Raw genomic sequence first — 13,707 nt, 5'->3', positions numbered from 1 at the left:
TAACAAGGATGACATTTCTGTTAAAAAAGATCATTTTGGTTTTCTTACCTGGAACACAGAACAAAAAAATAAAAGTACGGGTAAGAGTAATGAATTAATGAATTATAGAAATAGGAGTGGTATGGCAGCGTTTAAAAAGGTAAGTCGTAGATACGAAAAAGCCTCGATAAAATCGAGGCTCTTTCTTATTGGTCGGCGAGAGAGGATTCGAACCTCCGACCCACTGGTCCCAAACCAGTTGCGCTACCAGGCTGCGCTACTCGCCGTCTGTATCACTGCTCTTACCTTGTTTATTGGTGCGAAGGGGGGGACTTGAACCCCCACGTCCGTTAAGACACTAACACCTGAAGCTAGCGCGTCTACCAATTCCGCCACCCTCGCATAAACAATAACTAAGATAAGATGGGGTGGCTAATGGGACTCGAACCCACGACAACTGGAATCACAATCCAGGGCTCTACCAACTGAGCTATAGCCACCATAACAGCTATCTTATTACTTCTTACAACAACGTTCTTCACCGTAACTCTTAGCACGCTTTAATGGCGCGCCCGACAGGATTCGAACCTGAGACCTCTGCCTCCGGAGGGCAGCGCTCTATCCAGCTGAGCTACGGGCGCTTCACGCCGTTGCGGGAGAGGATAGTACGGATTTACGCTCTGTCTGTCTAGTGCTTTTTGAAAAAAAAAGTTTGTTTGACGATAGTTTGTGCATTTCGTCGATAAATGGAGCATTTTTATACGCTGAACGCCCCTTCAGTATAATAATTAAACAGCCAAGATGCTAGATAAAAGCGTGAATAAATCATTTAATCAGCCAGACCTAACAAAAAAAGAGACTATTGCGATTACAATTTATTGGAATAGTAATACCCAACGAATTTTAACAGTTTAAATTGACGCTTAATTCGGCTTGGTTGTGATAACAAACGATATAACCACTCTAGTCCAAGGTTTTGCCATGCTTTAGGCGCCCTTTTAACATGGCCTGTAAATACATCATAAGTTCCACCAACACCCATATATAAAGCGTCAGGGTGAATCTCACGACATGCACGAATAAATAACTCTTGCTTAGGGGATCCCATGGCAATCGTCACTATTTTCGCCCCAGAGGCCTTTATACGCTCAAATAACGCTTCTCTATCTTGTGGTGTGAAGTAACCATTCTGGCTACCTACAATATTTACATTCCATTGCGCTTTAAGTTTATTTTCGGTTTGAGAAAGAATTTCAGGTTTTCCCCCGACAAGAAAAACGGGGGTTCCCTCTTTACCCGCTCTTTCCATTAATGCTTCCCATAAATCCGCACCAGCAATACGAGAAACATTTGCATCAGGATATTTGCGACGAATGCCTCGTACAACACTGATGCCGTCTGCATAAAGATAATCAGCTTCATTGAGTAGCTCATTGAGTGCTGAATCTGTTTCTGCGGTGAGAATTTTTTTCTGCATTAATAGCAATCAGAGAACCACTTTTTTATTTGCGTCCCCTCATAGAGATAATCCAGAAAATGAGCCATATCGCGAAATCCCCAGATATTATGTCCGCGGATTGAATACTTCGGAATTGAATTGGATCCCATTACTTTTCCTTTTTCTCTAAACAACGAGGTTCACTTTGTATTTGACGAGTAACGTAATTACGCACTAATCCCGCACTTTCAAATAACCAATAAAGCAGTTTGGCGACCACCAAACATAAACCAAAAATTAAACAGAAAAACACAACGCGAGAAACGAAAGAATCAACACCTTCCCGCGCCAAAACAATCATATTAAAAATAGCCCCAAAGCAAAAAGCTTGCAAAATAGCCGATTTATAACGATTGCTTTCATTGAGCCCTTGCTGATATAGCCAATCAAACCACTTAATAATCAGCCCCACAACAATTGCACCTAATGGGATAAAGGCAATGCCCCCCATGACAACCAAAGAGCCAATTAAGGTCGGCGAAATAGCAAGACCCGCATGGTAATTAAGCACTTCCCATGTAAAATAATTTGCCGAGTTCAGTACAACATCAGGGCGTTCTGGCCATACCCAAGAAGGTATAAAGACATAAAAATCACGAATGATTGGTGCAAGCCCTTGGAACTCAATCTTGTCATAATTATTAAGTAACAAAGCTAAGTTTTCCCAAGGAGAAAACGTATCACGGGTGAGATACAAGAAAGTATAGAACGCCTCAGCACCACTCACATCAAGCCCATAACGTTTTAATGCCAACCAGAACATTCCAACGATACTCATAACCCCTGCTGCAACCAGCATCCACAAGGTTATCCAGCCACGAACAATTCCAATAAATAAAAATAACGCAAAAGCGATGATGATATTAGCGCGAGTTCCACCCACGATAATATAAGTTAATATCCCAAACCCCACCGTCGCACAAAGAAAGAAAATCCAGCGTTGTTGAGTCGGTTTTAAGAAATAGACCACCAGCATCGCGGGAATAAAAAAATAGAAAAAGCGCTTAAGCGCAACACCTGATACTTGGCTTGAAAAAATTTGACTATACGTTTTGAGCTTAAAGAGTAAAAAGCCATTTTGTAGAAAGAAAATACCTACGGTTACAAATGCGATTAATGCCAACAAAATCCAAGTGAGGTTGGTTTCGACTCTATTCATCGTAAATAACGTCTTAGAAGCGCCGTCAACCGATTTTCTCAGTCTCACCTTATAAGTTACATAATAAATTGCATAGAAGCTGGTAGAGGCTAATAGCGCGTATAATAATGAATCAACCGGTACAACTGCGACATCAAATTGGAATACCAACAGACAAGTCAGTGGAAAACCAAAATAAAAGGTCAGCAGATAGAGCATTGAGAAAAAAACATTAAAATTAAAGCGAACTCGACGAAACTCTTGATAAGTGAGCAATAAAATAAAGCTTAAAGAGATAAAATAAACAAGTGCTAAGCCACCCAGTTCCGCCAATGTCATTGCGGCTCTCCTGTACTCATCTCAATTAACGCTTTCCAGCCGTCCGTAAAGTTAGGGGCAAAGAAGGCAATAGTTTGGCGATCAAGCATTAGCAATTGGCGTTTAGCCTCTTCAATCAGCGCTACATCTAATTTGTCACCCGAGAAAAAAACAGGCACATTTTGCTCAGTTAAATCCTGCCAAAATGGATTTTGACGACTAATAACAAAAGGGATCGCAAATTGAATAAGCAGACAAAGCGTGCCGATACCTTGTTGACGATGAAAAATAAAATAGCCTAAATCACATGTTTTCAATAACGCAAGATAATCATCAAATGCCAACTTATCACGTAATATTTCAACCTGATTATAGGGAAGCAACTGACTCGCTGCTTGGGTGACTTCATCAATATAAACGTGATTATTTTCAGGATATCCCATAGGAATAATCACTTTGGCACGTGTTCCATATTGCTCTGCTATTGCCTGTAAAGCTTCAATATGACGATTCGATCTATCTCCTGAATTACCCACAATAATAGTAAGTTGTTTTTCATCAATAGGTGCTTTTTCTATCACCGTGAGTGCAGGATCCATTCTTGTTGGAAAATAGAGCAAACTAGCTGGAATATTAACGTTAAATTGTGCAAAGTAATTCAGATCGCCTCGTGTACCAAATACCCGTCCCACACGCTTTTGAGCGAGTTTACGAAGAAAATAGAAGAGTCTAAATTTTAGCTGTTTAGCATCCTGATATAAATCAGCACCCCAAATATGCCACCAAAATTGATGGCGTTTAATCTTACCCGTCAATAATGCCAACCAAATAGGCGCATTAAACTGACCTAAAAAAAGGAATCGTTGATGAGTATCCGCTTTTGCCAATGCGACCACTCTCTGAGCAACCTGCTTTTTATCAGCTAAACACTCAATATCTAAAGCTGGGTAGCTTTCTTGCAGTGAGGTATTTTTACTGGCAACGATAAAACGGGGTTTATACGTTAACCCCGCCTCAGTCACGAGCTGGTCGTTAAAAAACCGTAACATTGTGTTGTTATGATGCACAATGTCTGAACCTAGTACGTAAATCAAAGTTGTCATTTGCGCCTGCAATAAATCACGAAAACAGAACTACAGAGAAGGAAGTAAATAATATACGTTGCCATATAGGCTTGAGCTGCGCCCAGTGCACCATGCTCAGGAATAAGCCAACGCGAAAATAACGTTAATAAAGCAAACTGGCTGACTTCTGTAAGGATATAAAAACGTAACGCCGCTTTTGCAATGACGAGATAACCAAAGACATAAGCGCCTACTTTTAAAACATCGCCAACAAGTTGCCATGCAAATAAATCACGCATAGCGGTAAATTTATCTGAAAACAGTAACCAAATCGCAAAATCGCGTAATAACCACACCATCAAACTCGCAGCAGCTACCGCAGGTAATACAAACTTCAGTGACTTAACGATCTCTTTGGTGATATCACTCTTTTGCGTTAGTCGGGAGAGTGTTGGCAGTAAATAAACAGAGAAAGATGCGGTAATAAATTGCAAATAAGCATCTGAAATACTGGTCACCCCTTGCCAAATTCCCACGTCTTCCCAGCTATAATGCTCAGCAAGTAAATTACGCATCATGATATAAGCAACAGGTAATGTAATCGATGTCAGTATTGCCATAATGGTAAACTTACCAAGATGACTTGCTATTGCCTTATCCCAATGAGGTTTAAGCTCGCTTAAAGCAAAACGTTTACGCTTGACTACTAAAAATGTAGCAGGAAATAAAATAAGCGCAGGCACTAAGGCTAGCCCTATTAATGCACCGTGATAACCCGCTAATAAATAGCATAAATAATAAGCAATAACGCCAATAACGCTACCCGCAATCACAGATAAAGCATTACCTGCCGCATCACGATAACCCTTTAATATAGCAAGAAAATAATTGCTATATGCTATCCCCATTTGAATAAAAGCAACGGCTCTTACAATATCCTGATATTGATGATAATCATCACCAAATAACACTTGGCTAATGGGAGCAGAAAAAAGAAGAAATAAAATCGCTAATAATGTGGAAAACAGCAAAATCATAAATGATGAAGTCCCCAACACTTTTTTGCGTTGAATATCATCATCTTGATATTGTGCGATTAATTTCGTCACACCATTAAAAATACCTGCACCAGATAAAACGCCGAGTACAGTAATTAATTGACGAAAGTTACCCGCTAATCCGACTCCTGTTGGTCCAAAAGAGACAGCAAGTAACTTAATAACAAGCAGACCAGCCCCGATTTTTATCAGGGTTGATCCCGCTGTCCAAATTGATGCTTTGGCTAATGACATAATTAAGCAAAAAAGTCGCGAATATGACCAATAACAGTCTGTTGCTCTTCTTCTGTCATATTGTAGAACATAGGTAAACGCACTAAACGCTCACTTTCTTGCGTAGTGAAAATATCTTCACCATCAAAGCGACCAAACTTCATCCCCGCAGGGCTAGTATGTAATGACACATAGTGGAATACCGTTAGGACACCATGCTCTTTCATATAGTCATTAAACGCGCTACGTTGCTCGATATCTTTCAGTTTGATATAGAACATATGTGCATTGTGTTCTAACCCTTCAGGAACGATTGGAAGCGCTAATAAGCCTTTTTCCGCTAATGGAATCAATGCATCATAGTAAATCTGCCAAAATGCTAAACGACGCTCATTAATTTTTTCAGCTTCTTCAAGTTGAGCCCACAAGTAGGCTGCCTGTAAGTCTGACATTAAATAGCTAGAACCAATATCACGCCAAGTATATTTATCTACCTGACCACGGAAAAATTGACTGCGGTTAGTCCCTTTTTCACGGATAACTTCGGCACGATTGATTAAATCAGGATCATTAATTAACGTTGCCCCACCCTCACCACCTGATGAGTAGTTTTTCGTTTCATGGAAACTATAACAACCAATATGACCAATCGTACCAAGCGCCTTACCCTTGTAAGTTGACATGACACCTTGTGCAGCATCTTCGATAACAAACAGATTATGTTTTTTCGCAATCGCCATAATCGTATCCATTTCACACGCAACACCGGCATAATGAACAGGAACAATAGCGCGAGTTTTATCTGTAATCGCAGCTTCAATTTTTGTTTCATCAATATTCATTGTATCTGGACGAATATCAACGAAAACAATTGTTGCGCCACGTAATACAAACGCATTAGAGGTCGAAACAAAGGTAAAACTTGGCATAATGACTTCATCGCCAGGCTTGATATCTAATAAGATGGCGGCCATTTCAAGCGATGCTGTACAAGAAGGCGTTAACAGCGTTTTATGACAATGAAATTGTTCTTCTAACCACTTTTCACATTTTTTTGTGAAATTGCCATCACCACAGAGCTTGCCACTTTCCATAGCTTGTTTCATATAGTCTAATTCTGTGCCGACAACCGGTGGTTTATTAAACGGAATCATATTATCCCCTGTATAACCAATAAGTGGTGCTCTCTATTAAGCCCCCACTGTGTGTGTATAAACGCGAAGCAGCAATATTGCTGATCTGTGTTGCAACATATAAGGTTGAAACGCCTTGTTGTTGACACCAAATCTTCGCGGCCGACATCAGTTGTTTACCAATGCCTTGTCCTATTCTGTTGGGCATTACTGCGAGTAATCCCACTCTTGCTTCACGTTCAGATAGATGGCGTAAAGTGACAAAACCACTTACATTATTTTCAGCATCATAAGTCAGTAAGCAGATATCATCGAACGTGCCTAACACCGCTTTTTTAACCCATAATGCATAAAAACGACTGCTATCACCTTCTTTATACCAAGGTGTTCTAAAACGACTTTGTACAAAAGCATCTGAGGCTGTTGCCATCAATAAATCGATATCATTTTCAGTCGCTTTTCTAAAAAAAGATCCTGTCGTTTTCTTACAAGCATTTTCTGTGCCAATTGAAAGTTTAAAATCAATTTCACCTTCCGCAAATTGAAAACCTAATTGGCTGAGTTTATCGATAAGAGAAAGCTCATGAGATGCGACTTTAGCTTGAACCACAGCAAAAGCGTCAAGCTGTTCGTTTGTTAATGCGGGCGCTTGTGTATCAAACTCAAGACGCCCTGTGTTGAGGGAAAAATACTCACTTTCCCACTCAAGATAATTAATATTGGCGAGGACGGACATGTAATAAATCCAATAGATAGCGACCATAACCTGTTTTAGACAGTGATTTTGCGCTTTCTCTTACTTGGTCATCACTGAGCCAACCATTGCGCCAAGCAATCTCTTCAAGACATGCAACTTTAAACCCTTGGCGTTTTTCAACAGTTTGAACAAAGGTACTGGCTTCAATTAAGCTATCGTGAGTTCCGGTATCTAACCACGCAAAACCACGTCCCAGCAGTTCGACATTAAGTTCACCACATTCAAGATACATTTGATTAATCGACGTAATTTCGAGTTCACCACGAATCGAAGGTTTAACTCGTTTGGCAAAATCAACCACACGGTTATCGTAGAAATAAAGCCCTGTCACTGCCCAATTAGATTTAGGGTGTTCTGGCTTTTCTTCAATCGACAATACTTTGAAGTCATCGTCAAATTCAACAACACCAAATCGCTCAGGATCCATCACTTGATAACCAAACACTGTCGCACCACGATCACGTTGAGCAACTTGTTTTAATTTTGGACTAAACCCTTGACCAAAATAGATGTTATCACCTAAAACTAAACAGCAATGATCATCACCAATAAACTCCTCGCCCAAAATAAAGGCTTGGGCTAAGCCATCAGGCGATGGCTGAATTTTATATTGAAGATGAACACCAAATGCAGAACCATCACCCAATAATCGCTGAAATGAGGTCATATCATCGGGTGTTGTGATGATCAAAATATCTCGAATACCAGCAAGCATCAGAACGGAAAGCGGATAATAGATCATGGGCTTATCATAGATAGGCAATAACTGCTTCGATACCCCTTTGGTTATCGGATGCAGTCGTGTACCAGAGCCACCCGCTAAAATAATACCTTTCATCATTTATCCTTTTTTACTTAATCAGTTCCCAAGCCCTAAACGTTCACCGGCATAAGATCCATCTAACACACGTTTCCACCAAGTTTCGTTATTTAAATACCACAAAACTGTTTTACGAATGCCAGACTCAAATGTCTCTTCTGGTTTCCAGCCTAATTCTGCTTCAATTTTCGCTGCATCAATCGCATAGCGTAAGTCATGACCGGGTCTGTCTTTCACATAAGTGATGAGATCAGTATATTGAGTAACACCTTCCGGTTTTGCTGGATATAGCTCTTCTAATAGCGCACAAATCGTTTTAACAACATCAATATTGCGACGCTCATTGTGTCCACCAATATTGTAAGTTTTACCCGGTGTTGCTGTTGTTGCGACTAAATAGAGGGCACGAGCATGATCTTCAACATAGAGCCAATCACGGATTTGTTCACCTTTACCATAAACAGGTAATGGTTTTCCTGAAATTGCATTTAAAATAATTAATGGAATTAATTTTTCAGGGAAATGGTAAGGACCATAGTTATTCGAGCAATTCGTGATCACCGTAGGTAAACCATAAGTACGTAACCAAGCGCGAACTAAATGGTCGCTTGACGCTTTAGAAGCAGAATATGGACTACTTGGCGCATAAGGCGTGGTTTCTGTGAAGAAATCATCAGTACCTTCTAAATCGCCATACACTTCATCTGTTGAGATGTGGTGGAAACGAAATGCGGCTTTCTTCCCTTCAGGCAAGACTTGCCAAAAGTGGCGAGCCGCTTCCAATAAGGTGTAAGTACCCACAATATTGGTTTCAATAAACGCAGCTGGACCATCGATAGAACGGTCTACATGGCTTTCTGCCGCTAAGTGCATAACAACATCTGGCTGATATTGAGCAAATAAGCGATCAAGCTCTGCTCTATCACAGATATCGACTTGCTCAAAGGCATAGCGTTCGCTGTTAGCTACTGTTGCTAATGACTCTAAATTACCGGCATAAGTCAGTTTATCCACCACAATAACGCTGTCATTGGTGTTTTCAATAATATGTCGAACAACAGCAGAGCCGATAAAACCAGCTCCACCTGTCACTAGAATGCGTTTCAACGCCATACTCCTTTAGTATCTACAATCCATTTTTGGGTGACTTTGCTACCTGGGATCGCTTTAAATTGTTGGTGGTCAACTAGCATTAAAACAATATCAGCGTCTTTCAGCGCTTGTTCTGTTGATACTAACTCTGTGATCCCTTTCAGTTTTGTTGGTAGCTCATGAATATTGGGCTCAACGGCTAATGTCATACCACTGTGCCAATCCGCTATTTGTTTAGTGATATTCATCGCAGGGCTTTCACGTAAGTCATCAATATTAGGCTTAAAAGCTAAACCAAAGCAGGCGATCTTGATTTCACTTGCACGTTTGCCCGTCTCAGTAAGACAATCTGCAACAGCAGCTTTAACTTGATCGATAACCCATACCGGTTTGCCATCATTAACCAAACGTGCCGTGTGTATTAAACGAGATTGTTTTGGGTTTTGTGACACGATAAACCAAGGGTCAACAGCGATACAGTGTCCACCAACGCCTGGGCCTGGTTGTAAAATATTGACGCGAGGATGGCGATTCGCCAAGCTAATGAGCTCCCACACATTAATATCTTGGTCAGCACAGATCAGTGATAATTCATTAGCAAACGCAATATTAACATCACGGAAGCTATTTTCTGTCAGCTTACACATTTCCGCAGTACGCGCATTAGTGATAACACATTCACCTTCAAGGAAAATCTTATATAACTCGCTTGCACGCTCTGATGATTTACGGTTCATGCCCCCCACAACACGGTCATTGCGGATAAGTTCAATCATTACCTGACCTGGTAATACACGCTCAGGGCAGTAAGCAATATCGATATCAGCATCTTCACCTTGTTGATGAGGGAATGTTAAGTCTGGGCGAGCGTCAGCTAACCATTCTGCCATTTTTTCAGTAGAGCCAACGGGTGAGGTTGATTCAAGAATAATAAGATCACCTTTTTTCAATACAGGGGCGATAGAGCGTGCAGCAGCTTCAACATAAGCCAAATCAGGCTCATGCTCACCTTTAAATGGTGTAGGCACAGCAATAAGGTAAGCATCTGCCGGCTGTGGCGTGGTGTAGGCTTTTAAATGACCTTCTTCAACGGCTTGTTTAACCACTTTATCAAGATCTGGCTCAACAATGTGAATTTGACCTTTATTAATCGTATCAACTGCATGCTGATTCACATCAACACCGATGACGCTTTTCTTACGAGAGGCAAAAGCTGCCGCTGTAGGTAAACCAATGTAGCCGAGGCCGATAACAGAAATAGTTTCAAAACTCATAATGTCACCTGATTTTTTTTCAATGCTTCAAGAATACGTTGGCAGGCATGACCATCACCATAAGGATTTGTTGCCTTACTCATTTGGTGATACGCGTTTTCGTCTGTCAATAAAGAGGTTACTTCGCTCACAATACGTTTAGTATCTGTTCCCACTAAACGAACAGAGCCCGCTTCAACAGCTTCTGGACGCTCTGTAGTGTCTCGCATTACAAGAACAGGCTTACCTAATGAAGGGGCTTCTTCTTGAATGCCACCAGAGTCGGTTAAAATAAGGTAAGCGTGGTTCATTAAATAAACGAATGGAAGATAATCTTGTGGCTGTATTAGCTTAATATTATCAATACCATGAAGGATACGTTGAACTGGTTCACTCACATTAGGGTTTAAGTGAACAGGATAGACCACTTCTACATCTGGGTGTGCTAATGCAATTTCAGCTAAAGCTTGGCAGATACGTTCAAAACCGCCACCAAAGCTTTCCCGACGATGTCCTGTTACCAAAATCATTTTCTTGTCAGGCTGAATAAATGGATAGTTGACAGCAAGCTCATTTAAGAGCGTTTGATTGCCCATCACTCTGTCACTTACCCAAAACAACGCATCAATTACCGTATTTCCCGTGACAAAAATATTTTTATCCGCAACCGCTTCTCGTACCAAATTTAATTTTGCCGTTTCTGTTGGTGCGAAATGATACATTGCAAGATGCCCTGCAATGGTACGGTTAGCCTCTTCAGGCCAAGGGGAATAAAGATTACCAGTACGTAGCCCTGCTTCCACATGGCCAACCGGAATTCGTTGATAAAATGCGGCTAAACTTGCTGCCATGGTCGTTGTTGTATCACCGTGTACCAAAACAACATCAGGTTGGAATGACGCTAATACCGGTTTTAACCCTTCTAAAATACGACAGGTAATATCCGTTAAATCTTGTCCTGGTTTCATAATATTGAGATCGTAATCTGGTTTGATCTCAAAAAGATTTAATACCTGATCAAGCATTTCTCGATGTTGGGCCGTAACACATACCTTCGCTTCAAACGAATCATCATTTGCTAAAGCGTGCACTAAAGGTGCCATTTTAATCGCTTCAGGGCGTGTGCCAAAAACAGTCAACACTTTCACAGTGGCTCTCTTTTTTTTCATTGTTATATCGCTTATTTTTGGGAAAGCGATATGCCCTTATTCTCAATACATCAGGTGCCGAAACACCTGATGTCTCGTTATTGTTATCAATGACAACATTTAATTATTATTATTTTTTTAATGAACTGCGTCTTACTAATGCAACGCCTGCCCCCGCAAGAACACCAATAGCGCCCCAAAGTACCATCATAAAGGCACGACGAGGACTATCACGTTTCACAGGATCTTCAGGAGTACGTAGAAAACGGTAAGCTTGGAAGTTATCTTGTAATTTTGCACCCACAGCAAGGGTCGCTAACATTGCCGTATTTTGATCGTAATCACTATCAAAATCAGCACCTGTTGCGACTAAAGTTTCTAGCTGTGATTGCAACAGAGGAACACCTAACAGAAACAGTTTAGAATCGGGTAACTCATCAATCGCAATTGAGGTTTGTTTTTGAGAAATACCTTGTTTCTCAGCCACTTTGATTGACTGCTCTAATAAGTTAATTTGGCGTTGATACGCAGATTGAGCCGCCATTTCTTGACGTTTAACTAGCGCTTTCATTGATTGAGTTCTAGTTGCCCAAGCGGTTATCACTTCATCATTAAGATGGGTCGATGCTCTCTTATTAGCAAAAGCAATATACTCATTTAATAATTGACTCGCTTCTTTTGACGTTTCTGCGATAAGTTTCAGTTGATCATTAACTAATTTTTTCTCATCGGCGGGCGTAAATTGAATATTGTTAATTAACTCATCCAATAACGCAGCATTAGCCTGTTCATCACTCTCTTTGCGTTGTTTGAAATAATCCGTTTGCAACCAAAATTCACGACGTGTATCAAACGCCGCGATTTGAGTAATAAACTCTTGATAAGCTTCATCTGAAATAGTTAAAGCTGAGGTTTGTGCTGCTGGATTAATCTGTGTATCAAGATTGCGCAAGAACTGAGATTGCGAATAATAACTGCCTAAGTTATTAATCGTTGGTTTCTCTGTCATTGCGATTGCACTCCATTTAGGTTGCATCAAATAAGATGCACCGAGTGCAATCACTGCAAAAAGCAGAGCGAACCCTATAATCCAGCTTTTTCCTGACCAAAGTGCACAAAAAAGACCTCGAATATCGAGTTCATTATCTGGCTGATTACCCTGTCGGGAGGCGTTATTTTCCGAGTTCATCACGTTAAAAAACCTCTGCTTATATTAATGCTGTTGTGTTGCTCTACGTAAGCGACGCTTATGTCGTTTAATAAAACGAGCGACTCGCCACGCGCGTTTAATGCAATAACCATACATAACAAATGCAAGCAAGAATAATGCCAACATAAACCATTCTGGTACAAATGATAGGTTTTGACCGATAATACCAATCGCGGCTAATAACGCGGCTGACAGTGTAATTAGTATGAAAGCTTGGCGGGAGGTAAAACCTGCACGCATAATCAAATGATGGATATGTTGACGGTCTGGAGAGAAAGGACTCATTCCTTTGCGTAAACGACGGTACATAATTGCGACCATATCCATAAGAGGAATAGCAATTATCCATAATGCGGTGACTGCTTTAACAGGGCGGGGCTGAGTTTGTGTTGACGCGACCAATAACCAAATAATGGTAAATCCAATCAGTGTACTTCCCGCATCCCCCATAAAGACTTTGAATTTTTTACCGCAAACCCCCAAGTTTAAAAGGATATAAGGTAAAATTGCCGCAATAAATGAGAAGCACCAGAATGCGAGCGCTGAATTACCACCTTGATATAATAAAATACCAAGTGCGCCAAAAGAAACACAAGAAAGGCCACCTAATAGCCCATCAATACCATCAACCATGTTAAAGGCATTGATTGCTGCCCAAACAGCAAAAAGTGTAACAATATAGCCAAAAGGCCCTAAATGCATTTCCCAAGGACCAAAAGCATGCCCTAGTGTATCAAGTTTTAGCCCCGCCCCGACCATCATCACAATCCCAACAAAAGCTTGGATTGTCGCTCTAATTTTGACACTAATATCAAAACGATCATCTAATGCGCCGATAAAAACAAGGAGCCCCGCACATGCCAGATATAATTCCTTATGAGGAATATAAGTTTTAGCCCCGCCCCGACCATCATCACAATCCCAACAAAAAGCTTGGATTGTCGCTCTAATTTTGACACTAATATCAAAACGATCATCTAATGCGCCGATAAAAACAAGGAGCCCCGCACATGCCAGATATAATTC

The 13,707-nt window shown here is 40.8% G+C and carries 11 protein-coding genes, 4 tRNA genes and 1 pseudogene; all 16 read right to left on the bottom strand.

From position 1 onward, the window contains the following. Positions 1-189: 189 nt before the first annotated feature. Positions 190-266, bottom strand: a tRNA-Pro gene (locus tag BHE89_RS20355). 28 nt (positions 267-294) lie between these two features. Further along, positions 295-381, bottom strand: a tRNA-Leu gene (locus BHE89_RS20350). Positions 382-403: 22 nt separating this feature from the next. Beyond that, positions 404-479 (bottom strand) — tRNA-His (locus tag BHE89_RS20345). Between the two features lie 64 nt (positions 480-543). Beyond that, positions 544-620, bottom strand: a tRNA-Arg gene (locus tag BHE89_RS20340). Between the two features lie 227 nt (positions 621-847). Beyond that, positions 848-1,587, bottom strand: a pseudogene (gene wecG, locus BHE89_RS20335) (lipopolysaccharide N-acetylmannosaminouronosyltransferase). Further along, positions 1,587-2,954, bottom strand: coding sequence for an ECA oligosaccharide polymerase (gene wzyE / locus BHE89_RS20330; protein WP_069369911.1), 1,368 nt, complete (start codon positions 2,952-2,954; stop codon positions 1,587-1,589). The pseudogene wecG and the gene wzyE overlap by 1 nt, the downstream one beginning before the upstream one ends. Next, complete coding sequence (locus BHE89_RS20325; RefSeq protein ID WP_069369912.1) at positions 2,951-4,036, bottom strand: TDP-N-acetylfucosamine:lipid II N-acetylfucosaminyltransferase; 1,086 nt, start codon at positions 4,034-4,036, stop codon at positions 2,951-2,953. The genes wzyE and BHE89_RS20325 overlap by 4 nt, the downstream gene beginning before the upstream one ends. Continuing rightward, entirely contained in the window at positions 4,033-5,289 is a 1,257-nt protein-coding gene (gene wzxE, locus BHE89_RS20320; RefSeq protein ID WP_069369913.1) for a lipid III flippase WzxE, read from the bottom strand. Before wzxE ends, BHE89_RS20325 begins: the two co-directional genes overlap by 4 nt. Before the next feature lie 2 nt (positions 5,290-5,291). Beyond that, positions 5,292-6,422: a dTDP-4-amino-4,6-dideoxygalactose transaminase gene (gene rffA / locus BHE89_RS20315; protein WP_069369914.1), complete on the bottom strand. Its 1,131-nt coding sequence runs from the start codon at positions 6,420-6,422 to the stop codon at positions 5,292-5,294. A 1-nt stretch (position 6,423) separates the two neighbouring features. Next, a complete protein-coding gene (gene rffC / locus BHE89_RS20310; protein ID WP_069369915.1) occupies positions 6,424-7,137 on the bottom strand; it encodes a dTDP-4-amino-4,6-dideoxy-D-galactose acyltransferase in 714 nt (237 codons plus the stop codon). After that, a complete protein-coding gene (gene rfbA, locus BHE89_RS20305; protein ID WP_069369916.1) occupies positions 7,115-7,996 on the bottom strand; it encodes a glucose-1-phosphate thymidylyltransferase RfbA in 882 nt (293 codons plus the stop codon). Before rfbA ends, rffC begins: the two co-directional genes overlap by 23 nt. A gap of 21 nt (positions 7,997-8,017) precedes the next feature. Continuing rightward, positions 8,018-9,085, bottom strand: coding sequence for a dTDP-glucose 4,6-dehydratase (gene rffG / locus BHE89_RS20300; RefSeq protein WP_069369935.1), 1,068 nt, complete (start codon positions 9,083-9,085; stop codon positions 8,018-8,020). Then, positions 9,082-10,344, bottom strand: a complete 1,263-nt coding sequence (gene wecC / locus BHE89_RS20295; RefSeq protein WP_069369917.1) for a UDP-N-acetyl-D-mannosamine dehydrogenase — start codon at positions 10,342-10,344, stop codon at positions 9,082-9,084. Before wecC ends, rffG begins: the two co-directional genes overlap by 4 nt. Next, positions 10,341-11,471 (bottom strand): non-hydrolyzing UDP-N-acetylglucosamine 2-epimerase, encoded by a 1,131-nt coding sequence (gene wecB, locus BHE89_RS20290; RefSeq protein WP_069369918.1) that lies wholly within the window; start codon positions 11,469-11,471, stop codon positions 10,341-10,343. The genes wecC and wecB overlap by 4 nt, the downstream gene beginning before the upstream one ends. A gap of 130 nt (positions 11,472-11,601) precedes the next feature. After that, complete coding sequence (gene wzzE / locus BHE89_RS20285) at positions 11,602-12,660, bottom strand: ECA polysaccharide chain length modulation protein (protein WP_077885167.1); 1,059 nt, start codon at positions 12,658-12,660, stop codon at positions 11,602-11,604. Between the two features lie 24 nt (positions 12,661-12,684). After that, positions 12,685-13,698: a UDP-N-acetylglucosamine--undecaprenyl-phosphate N-acetylglucosaminephosphotransferase gene (gene wecA / locus BHE89_RS20280; protein ID WP_458694249.1), complete on the bottom strand. Its 1,014-nt coding sequence runs from the start codon at positions 13,696-13,698 to the stop codon at positions 12,685-12,687. Positions 13,699-13,707 lie beyond the last annotated feature (9 nt).

Source organism: Shigella sp. FC1967 (genome assembly GCF_001743005.1).
In the GTDB taxonomy this organism is placed as follows: domain Bacteria; phylum Pseudomonadota; class Gammaproteobacteria; order Enterobacterales; family Enterobacteriaceae; genus Proteus.
This window is presented reverse-complemented; position numbering and strand designations above follow the sequence as displayed.

Coding starts and splice junctions, on each gene's coding strand:
- BHE89_RS20325 (WP_069369912.1), bottom strand. CDS start 4,036: ATGACAACTTTGATTTACGTACTAGGTTCAGACATTGTGCATCATAAC.
- rffC (WP_069369915.1), bottom strand. CDS start 7,137: ATGTCCGTCCTCGCCAATATTAATTATCTTGAGTGGGAAAGTGAGTAT.
- rffA (WP_069369914.1), bottom strand. CDS start 6,422: ATGATTCCGTTTAATAAACCACCGGTTGTCGGCACAGAATTAGACTAT.
- wecC (WP_069369917.1), bottom strand. CDS start 10,344: ATGAGTTTTGAAACTATTTCTGTTATCGGCCTCGGCTACATTGGTTTA.
- wzxE (WP_069369913.1), bottom strand. CDS start 5,289: ATGTCATTAGCCAAAGCATCAATTTGGACAGCGGGATCAACCCTGATA.
- wzyE (WP_069369911.1), bottom strand. CDS start 2,954: ATGACATTGGCGGAACTGGGTGGCTTAGCACTTGTTTATTTTATCTCT.
- rfbA (WP_069369916.1), bottom strand. CDS start 7,996: ATGAAAGGTATTATTTTAGCGGGTGGCTCTGGTACACGACTGCATCCG.
- wzzE (WP_077885167.1), bottom strand. CDS start 12,660: ATGAACTCGGAAAATAACGCCTCCCGACAGGGTAATCAGCCAGATAAT.